The 8,428-nt window shown below is 62.9% G+C and carries 10 protein-coding genes; 7 read left to right on the plus strand and 3 right to left on the minus strand.

The window, feature by feature from the left end; genetic code table 11:
• A partial coding sequence (gene pyrD, locus EN893_RS10315) for a dihydroorotate dehydrogenase (quinone) (RefSeq protein WP_128361526.1) occupies window positions 1–704 on the plus strand: 704 nt, incomplete at its 5' end.
• Window positions 705–712: 8 nt separating this feature from the next.
• Here pyrD and EN893_RS10320 read toward each other — a convergent pair.
• Both EN893_RS10320 and EN893_RS10325 read right to left on the minus strand, forming a co-directional pair.
• On the minus strand, window positions 713–886 hold the full coding sequence (locus tag EN893_RS10320) for a hypothetical protein (RefSeq protein WP_164748943.1): 174 nt from the start codon (window positions 884–886) through the stop codon (window positions 713–715).
• A gap of 300 nt (window positions 887–1,186) precedes the next feature.
• Window positions 1,187–2,542 carry an MATE family efflux transporter gene (locus tag EN893_RS10325; RefSeq protein ID WP_127266718.1) on the minus strand — a complete coding sequence of 452 codons (1,356 nt, stop codon included), beginning with the start codon at window positions 2,540–2,542 and terminating at the stop codon, window positions 1,187–1,189.
• Window positions 2,543–2,673: 131 nt separating this feature from the next.
• Between EN893_RS10325 and EN893_RS10330 the strand changes: the two genes are divergently transcribed.
• Window positions 2,674–3,579, plus strand: coding sequence for a histone deacetylase (locus tag EN893_RS10330; RefSeq protein ID WP_127266717.1), 906 nt, complete (start codon window positions 2,674–2,676; stop codon window positions 3,577–3,579).
• 66 nt (window positions 3,580–3,645) lie between these two features.
• Here the strand turns inward: EN893_RS10330 and EN893_RS10335 are convergent, their stop codons facing one another.
• On the minus strand, window positions 3,646–3,909 hold the full coding sequence (locus tag EN893_RS10335) for a DUF6460 domain-containing protein (protein ID WP_013533620.1): 264 nt from the start codon (window positions 3,907–3,909) through the stop codon (window positions 3,646–3,648).
• Between the two features lie 273 nt (window positions 3,910–4,182).
• Between EN893_RS10335 and EN893_RS10340 the strand changes: the two genes are divergently transcribed.
• The 5 genes from EN893_RS10340 to EN893_RS10360 all read left to right on the plus strand — a co-directional run.
• Window positions 4,183–5,172, plus strand: coding sequence for a glycosyltransferase family 2 protein (locus EN893_RS10340; protein ID WP_206517189.1), 990 nt, complete (start codon window positions 4,183–4,185; stop codon window positions 5,170–5,172).
• Entirely contained in the window at window positions 5,165–5,866 is a 702-nt protein-coding gene (locus EN893_RS10345; RefSeq protein WP_127266715.1) for a class I SAM-dependent methyltransferase, read from the plus strand. The genes EN893_RS10340 and EN893_RS10345 overlap by 8 nt, the downstream gene beginning before the upstream one ends.
• Window positions 5,867–5,876: 10 nt before the next feature.
• Window positions 5,877–6,311, plus strand: coding sequence for a GtrA family protein (locus EN893_RS10350; RefSeq protein WP_256755024.1), 435 nt, complete (start codon window positions 5,877–5,879; stop codon window positions 6,309–6,311).
• 38 nt (window positions 6,312–6,349) lie between these two features.
• A complete protein-coding gene (locus tag EN893_RS10355) occupies window positions 6,350–7,831 on the plus strand; it encodes a hypothetical protein (RefSeq protein ID WP_127266713.1) in 1,482 nt (493 codons plus the stop codon).
• Window positions 7,832–8,027: 196 nt separating this feature from the next.
• Window positions 8,028–8,428: acyltransferase (locus tag EN893_RS10360; protein ID WP_164900788.1), on the plus strand; the 401-nt coding region annotated here is incomplete at its 3' end.

Raw genomic sequence — 8,428 nt, forward strand, 5'->3', positions numbered from 1 at the left:
GCCTTGCCGCACGCAAGGGGCGCTCCGGCATCGTCGGTGTCAACATCGGAGCCAACAAGGACAGCAGCGACCGCATCGGCGACTATGAGCGCGGTGTCGCCCGGTTTGCGCAATACGCCAGCTATCTCACCGTCAACATCTCCTCGCCCAACACGCCGGGCCTGCGCAACATGCAGGCGCGCGAGCAGCTTGGCGAACTCTTGTCGCGTGTCATGGCCGCGCGCGCCGCGGCAACGGCGCAGCCGCCGGTGTTCCTGAAGATCGCGCCGGACCTGGTCGAGGCAGAGCTGGAGGACATCGCCGCCGAGGTCACCGAAAAGCAGGTGGACGGCGTCATCGTCTCCAACACCACCATCTCCCGACCGTCATTGCGCAGCGGCGACACCGCGCGCGAGACCGGCGGGCTCTCCGGAAAGCCGCTGTTCGAGCGTTCGACCATCGTGCTGGCGAAGATGCGCAAACTGCTCGGACCGGACCGCGCCATCATCGGCGTCGGCGGCGTCGATTCCGCCGATACGGCGCTGGACAAGATCCGTGCGGGTGCTGATCTGGTCCAGCTCTACACCGGCATGATCTATGCCGGGCCTTCACTGCCGGGCCGTATCCTTTCCGGAATGGTCCGTTTCGTCGAAAAGGAACGGCTGAAGTCGATTTGCGAGTTGCGCGGCAGCCGCCTCGACTTCTGGGCGTCCAGGCAACTCTGAGCCTGCTCTCAGGAGCGTAGATTGCGACTGACGGCCCGCTCGCAAATGGCGCCGCCGATGGCAGGCAACACGCCGAAGAGAAGCAATTGCGCGGTGCCGCCGATGCCAGAAACCGCGGAGAGAATGAACGCAGCGAGCAATCCCAGCGCCGCGCCCAAGACATATGGCAGGTAGCTTCGCATAAGCTCGCCCTGGAACAATTGGTGCATCAAGTCTGTTGGAAATCGACTGGAAGTGCAAGTGCATCCGACCGCACAGCAGGGCAACGAACTCGGTTTAACGGGTTGCTTCGGAGCCTCGCCGGCGCATTGGCTGACGGAGCATCAAACGAAAAACCCGCCTGTGCGGCGGGTCACTGGCGCAAATCAGCACCATGGCCAAAAATGTACCATAGCTGAGATCACCGAGTCAAGAAAAAATTCCTATCGCGAACAGGTGCCGTTCGCTGCCTGGACGGCGCAGGGCCTCCCGGAGGGCACCGTCTAAAACGCCGTCCGCACCCTGAGCCGCAGGATCGTCAGCAGGCTGAAGCCTCGCACCAGCAGGAAGACGTGCAGCGCCGCCCAAAGTCCATTGTTGCCGAAGGCGGGCGCAAGGGTCAGCAGCGCGGTCGCGAAAACCAGGAACGACAGCAGCATCATGTTGCGCATGTCGCGGGACCAGGTCGCGCCGATGAAGACGCCATCCATCTGGAACGCCAGCACACCGCTCAGCGCCGTGAATGCCGCCCATGGCAGGTAGATGTCGGCCACCGAACGGACTTCCTCCGATGTCGTCACGAGAGCGACCAGATTGGCGCCACCAGACAGCATTACCAGCGTCGCGGCTCCCGCCAGTCCGAAACCCCAAAACAGCGTCAGCCGCACGGCCTGGCGGAACGGTGCGGCGGCACGTGCGCCGACGGCACGGCCCGCCAGCTGTTCGGCGGCGGTGGCAAAGCCGTCGAGGAAATAGCCGGCGACGAGGAAGAAGTTCATCAGCACGGCGTTGGCGGCCAGCGTCACCGTGCCGAACTGCGCGCCCTGGCGGGTGAACAATGCGAAGGCGGCGAGCAGCGAGAACGAGCGGATCATGATGTCGCGGTTGAGCGACATCATGCGCAGGAAGGCGGCCATGTCGAGCAGGCGGTGGCGCGGCAAGGATGGGGCGGCCCGGAACCGGCGGATAACGATCGCCAGGCCGAGCAGCATGGCCAGGAACTCACCGGTGACGGTCGCCCAGGCAACGCCGGCGACACCCCAGCCAAGTTCCAACCCAAGCACGAAGCAGAGCGCGATGTTGATGCCGTTCAGCACCAATTGCAGCATCAGCCCAAGCCCGCCCTCGCCGCGCCCCAGCACATAGCCGAGGATGGCGTAGTTGATCAGCGAGAACGGCGCCGCGAGCAGCCTGATCCTGATGTAGACGCCCATCGCCTCGCTGACGCGCGGTTCGGCGCCCATGAACTTTTGCCCGGCGATGGCGACCAGCGGCGCAAGGGCAGCGAGCACGATGCCGGCGATAACCGCGATCAGCACGGCGCGCCAGAACACCGCCTGTTCCTCCAGGGCGTCGCCGCGCCCAAACGCCTGTGCGACAAGCCCGGTGGTGCCCGAGCGCAGGAAATTGAAAGAGGTGAAGACGACGTCGAAGATCAATGCGCCGGCCGCCAGGCCGCCAAGCAAGGCGGCATCGCCGAACTGGCCGATGACAGCCGTGTCGACCAGGCCGAGCATCGGCGTCGTCAGATAGGCAAGCGTCATCGGCACGGCGATGGCGAGCACGGAACGATTGGTGACGACAAATGATCCGGGGTTGATTGGGGATCTGGCGTCGGCTGGGGTTGCACCCTGGTCCAAGGATTGCTGCCTTGCTGATTGCGGCTTGATCGAACTGCCGATGTGCCCCATTTTCCAGCCACCGCGCAATCACTCTTCCCGTGACGGCCAACCGAAATCCCCGGCCTGGCGCGAGCCGCCGGATCCAGTTCATGCCCCTGCAGATCGTCCATAATCCCGACTACGATGCCGGCTTCGCCACCAACCATCGCTTTCCGATGAGCAAATATCCACTGCTGATGGAGGCGCTGCGTTCACGTGGCCTCGCCGGCCCCGACGCGCTCAGCACCGCCGAACCGGCACCGGTGTCATGGCTGGAGCTTGCCCATGCGGCGAATTATGTCGACCAGGTCGTCAACTGCCGCGTGCCCGAGAAGATCGAGCGCGAGATCGGTTTTCCGATCGGACCCCGCGTCTCGCTGCGCGCGCAGCTTGCCACCGGCGGCACCGTGCTGGCGGCGCGGCTGGCCTTGCGCCACGGCATTGCCTGCAACACCGCCGGCGGCAGCCATCATGCGCGGCGCGCGCAAGGAGCGGGCTTCTGCACCTTCAACGATGTCGCCGTCGCCGCGCTGGTGCTGCTCGCCGAAGGCGCGGCACAAAACATCCTGATCGTCGACCTCGACGTGCATCAGGGTGACGGCACGGCGGATATTCTCGCTGATGATCCGCGCGTGTTCACCTTTTCCATGCATGGCGACCGCAACTACCCCGTGCGCAAGATCGCCTCCGACCTCGATGTCGCGCTGCCCGACGGCACGGGTGACGCCGCTTACATGAAGAGGCTCGCCGCCATCCTGCCGGAGCTCTCCGCCCAAGCCCATTGGGACATCGTGTTCTACAATGCCGGCGTCGACGTCCATGCTGAGGACCGGCTTGGCAGGCTGTCGCTATCGGATGACGGCCTGCGCGCCCGCGACGACATGGTGATCAGCCACTTTCGCACGCGGGGCGTTCCGGTCTGCGGCGTCATCGGGGGTGGCTATTCAACTGACGTGCCCACGCTTGCCGCGCGCCACGCCATCCTGTTCGAGGTGGCCGCGGGCCACGCCCGATAGTACGATCTTGTCCAAAAACCGGGTGCCAGGGTTCGCTGACGCGGACCTGCGGTTCGGGATCATGCTCTACTTCCGGTAGTTGGCGAGCCTCAACAGGATGAACGCCGGCACGACGATAGCCGCGCCCAGCAGGATATAGCCGAGGAAACGGTCGATGGCGTGGAAGCCAAGATTCCACAGGTCCATGAAGAATTTGCGGATGCCGTAGAGCACATCCATCGGCGACCAGCCGAAGGCGTTCATGACCAGGCCGACGAGGAAAGACACCACCAGCAGTTTCAGGATCACCTTGAGCGGCGAGTCGCCAAGAAAGCGCGTCAATGCGGACAAGGCCCGTCTCCAGATTGAGGTACCCTGGCTAGAGGGCGTCAGCCAGACATACGCACTTGGCTTGTCCGCTTCAAGCCGGGAGTTCTGCGGGATAGCGAGACACCGAGCATAGTGTGGCCGCAAGCCGAGCCCAGGCGCATGGCAGACTGCCGGCTACTGCCGCAGCGATCCCGCTGGCTTATCTGTTTTCTAACCAATTGCCGCTATTCCCAATCGGATAGCGGGAGCAAGGCTTTGGTGGAGACGGAGAGAAACACCGCGCGACGCGGCGTCATGCTGTCGGTGGTCATCCCATGCTACAACGAGCTGGATGGCGTGGCCGAACTGCATCGGCGGGTAACGGCCGCATGCCTTGAACAAGGCCCTTCCTACGAGATCGTCCTTGTCATCGATGGCGCGACCGACGGCACGCGCGAAGCCATTCTCCAGCTGGCTGAAAAGGACGACCATGTCGTCGCCATCGACCTTGCCCGCAATTACGGCCATCAGATCGCGTTGAGCGCCGGGCTCGAATTCTGTCGCGGCCAGCGCATTCTCATTCTCGATGCCGACCTGCAGGATCCGCCTGAACTGCTCGGCGCGATGATGACGAAGATGAACGAAGGCTTCGATGTGGTCTACGGCCAGAGGCTGACGCGCGATGGCGAAAGCTGGTTCAAGCTCGCCTCCGCGTCCATGTTCTATCGCTTGCTGCGCCGGATGGTCGACGTCGACATAGCCCCCAATACCGGAGATTTCCGGCTGATGAACCGTCGCGCGCTCGACCATCTGAACGCGATGCCAGAGCGTTACAGGTTCATTCGCGGCATGGTGAGCTGGATCGGGCTGAAACAGGTGGCCTTTCCCTATGAGCGGCACCGCCGCTTTGCCGGAACCACCCATTATCCGCTGAAGAAAATGCTTCTTCTGGCGGTCGACGCGATGACCAGCTTCTCCATCGTCCCTTTGCGGTTCGCCTCGCTGCTCGGAATGATGTTCGGGCTTCTGGGCCTGGTCGTGCTCGGCTACACGCTGCTCGAATGGTCGGTCGGGAACGTGTTGCCCGGCTGGACCAGCCTTGCCGCGATCGTGCTGATCCTCGGCAGCGTCCAGCTTATGGTGCTCGGGATCTTCGGCGAGTATCTCGGGCGCATGTACATGGAGACAAAGCGGCGGCCGCTCTACTTCGTCAACGAGATCGTTTCGCGCAGCCAGGCAGTGGAGGGCGGCGAATTGCCGGTCCATCGCCTGCAGGAGATGGCAAAGAGGGCCGCACGTGCTTGAGGCGGAGTTCGACCGGTTTGCGCGGGAATATCAGGAGCAGCATGCCGCAAGCATAAGGCTGAGCGGCGAAAACCCGGATTTCTTCGCCAGGTACAAGATCGACGACGTCGCCGCGACGCTGCGGCGGGCCGGTGTCAAACCGCGACGAATACTGGATTTCGGCGCCGGCGTCGGCAATTCGCTAGGCCATATGCGCAACGCGTTTCCCGACGCGGAGATCACCTTGCTCGATCCTTCGCGGGAATCGCTCGACATCGCCAGCAAGCGCTTTCCCGGCCAGGCCGCCTTCACGCATTTCGACGGCAAGACAATTCCCTTTGCCGACGGCAGCTTCGACCTGGCCTTCGCGGCCTGCGTCTTCCACCATATTCCCGAGAACCTGCAGATCGGGCTGTTCGCCGAGATCGGCAGGGTGCTGGCCGATGGCGGCAGCTTCTTCGTCTTCGAACACAATCCCTGGAACCCGCTGACCACGCACGCGGTGAGAAACTGTGCCTTCGACGAAAACGCGGTTTTGATAAATTCGCGCGAGATGCGCGGGCGCATGGCCGAGGCGGGCCTTGCCAATACGAGGATCGTCTACCGGATTTTCTTTCCTCGGATGCTTGCGAGACTGAGGCCGTTCGAGCGCTTCCTCACCAAGGTACCTGTCGGAGCCCAATATTTTGCGCATGTGGTCAAGCCTGCCGTTTGACTTCCCGAGGATGCTGCGATTTGGCGCCGTCGGTCTGTTGAACACGGCGCTGGGATACGCGGTCATCCTGGCCGGGCTTGCGCTTGGTCTGGGCGACATCCTTGCCAACGCCACGGGTTATGCCGCCGGCCTTGTCCTCGGCTTCTTCCTCAACCGCCAATGGACCTTCAGCAGAGTCGACGGCTTCCAGCCCGGAACCGCGCTGCGCTACGGGGGTGTCTTTCTGGTCGCCTACAGCATCAATCTGGCCGTCGTGATCGCCGCCCGTTCGGCAGGCATCGTCGAAAACCCGCTGGTCCACCTCGCGGGAATCTGCGTCTATTCGGTGGTTTTCTATCTTGGCTCGGCCCGCTTCGTGTTTGTGGGACGTGGGGACGACAGCACCGACCGCACAGTTCGGGTGGCCGACAAGCCTCGGCGGCAGCCCGCCAGTCCAACACCTTGAACCCAACTGTCACCGGAACCGATCAGAGGCGGCGCATCATGAACGACGCTCAGGCCAGTGTGGCGGCCGCGACATACAACGAGCGGAACAGGCTGATCTTCTGCCTGCTCGCGGCCTTGGCGATGGCGGGTGCGTTGGCTGCCCAGGCAGGCGCCACCCTGCAGGATCCCGACAGCTGGTGGCAAGTGAAAGTCGGTCTCGATTTCCTGACAAACCGGACATTTCCGACGGTCGATCCTTACTCCTACACGTTTGCCGGCCAGCCCTGGATTGCCAAGGAATGGCTGGGGCAGGTCCTGCTGGCTCTTGCCTACCGGGCGGGCGGCTGGAACGTGGTCGTCACCGCGATCATCGCCTCGATCTCCCTGACGGTTTTCCTCATGGGGTGGTTTCTCAGCGCATGGCTGAAACCGATCCTGGCGATTACACTGGCCTTCGCGGCGGTGTTCCTGATCAACCCGATCTTCACGGCGCGTCCGCATGTCTTCACCTTCCCGATCATCGTCATCTGGACGGCGGTGCTGTTCGGTGCGGCGAGGGAAGAACGGGCGCCGCCCTGGTGGCTGCTTGTGCTGGTCGTATTATGGGCGAACCTGCACGCCACCTTCACCTTGAGCTTCGTCATCGCGGCTTTCGCCGGTCTCGATCTGCTGGCGCGCACGGGCCTGTCAAAACCGGCCCTGCTGGCGAAGTGGATCGCGTTCGGCCTGCTTTGCCCGCTGGTCAGCCTGATCCACCCGTACGGCGTCCAGGCCATCCTGGCGACGCTCGCCGTGGCTTACGGCAACGAGGCAGTGTCGCTGATCATGGAATGGAAACCGTTCAATCCGCCGGACAGTCCCGTCCAGGAAGCGGTGATGCTGCTGGCGCTTTTCGGGCTATTAGTGTCCCGATTGCGAATTGGCTGGGCCAAGGCGTTGTTCGTCGTCTTCACCTTGCATGTCTATCTCGCCCATGTGCGCTTCATGTACCTGTTCTTCCTGCTGATTCCGCTGGTGATGGCGGCCGAGGTCGCACAGCAATATCCCTCGCTTTCAGCCACCGCGTGGCTGGCCGAAAAGCGCGACGGGCTGGAGAGATTCTTAGCCAGACGGTTCTACGCCATTTGCGGCACGGCAGCCGTTCTGCTGATTGGCGGGGTCGCTGTGCTCGGCAGCGTCTATCAGGTAGCGCCAAGTCCGAAGACATCGGCCAGCGGGGCGCTGGCATTCGCGCAAAGCCATCATCTATCCGGCAACGTGCTGAATTCCTACAATTTCGGCGGCACGCTGATTTTCCACGGGTTCAAGACCTATATCGACGGACGGACGGACCAGCTGTTCCTCGGCGGTTTCACAAAGAGCGATAACGACACCGGACGCGGCGACGGCAAGCCGCTCCTCGAAGCCCGCCTGAAGAAATACGCAATAGATTGGGCGCTGCTATCGGCCGACGACAGCCGCATTCCCTTCTTCGACCAGTTGGGCTGGAAACGGGCCTATTCGGACGACTACGCGGTAATCTATCTGCCCGGCGCCTGATCCCGGTGCGTTCCTGGCGAATTTCGCGACAGCAATATATGCCTTGACACCCATGTTGCAGCGCAGCAAAATTGCTGCCTGAGGGTAAGCCTGTGAGATCGACGAGCCGGGATTTTCAGCACGATCGACGACATCGCCGCATGAGCGTGTCGGGTGCGGCCGCACGGATCCTGGTGGTCGCGCGCGGGCCGGCCGGATGAACTACCGGCGCGACATCGACGGTCTGCGGGCCGTTGCGGTGCTGCCTGTCGTGCTCTTCCATTTCGGCGTGTCCGCCATTCCCGGCGGCTTCACCGGTGTCGACATCTTCTTCGTCATATCGGGCTATCTGATCAGCGGCAGCCTGCTCGATGATCTTGAGCGGGGCCAATTCTCGATCGGCCGCTTCTACTGGCGCCGCGCACGGCGCATCCTGCCGGCGCTGACCTTCGTCATCCTGCTCGCGAGCATTGCCGCCTGGTTCATCCTTCTGCCTTCGGATCTCCACGAATTCAGCCTCAGCGTGATCGCCGCCTCGACCTTCTGGTCGAACATCTATTTCTGGAAAACGACGAACTATTTCTCCATCGACGCCGAACTGCGGCCGCTCCTGCACAC

Origin of the sequence: Mesorhizobium sp. M7A.F.Ca.CA.004.04.2.1, from assembly GCF_004022825.1 — a bacterium.
Classification (GTDB): Bacteria; Pseudomonadota; Alphaproteobacteria; order Rhizobiales; family Rhizobiaceae; genus Mesorhizobium.

Coding starts and splice junctions, on each gene's coding strand:
- EN893_RS10320 (WP_164748943.1), bottom strand. CDS start 886: ATGCGAAGCTACCTGCCATATGTCTTGGGCGCGGCGCTGGGATTGCTC.
- EN893_RS10330 (WP_127266717.1), top strand. CDS start 2,674: ATGCCCCTGCAGATCGTCCATAATCCCGACTACGATGCCGGCTTCGCC.
- EN893_RS10340 (WP_206517189.1), top strand. CDS start 4,183: ATGCTGTCGGTGGTCATCCCATGCTACAACGAGCTGGATGGCGTGGCC.
- EN893_RS10350 (WP_256755024.1), top strand. CDS start 5,877: ATGCTGCGATTTGGCGCCGTCGGTCTGTTGAACACGGCGCTGGGATAC.
- EN893_RS10355 (WP_127266713.1), top strand. CDS start 6,350: ATGAACGACGCTCAGGCCAGTGTGGCGGCCGCGACATACAACGAGCGG.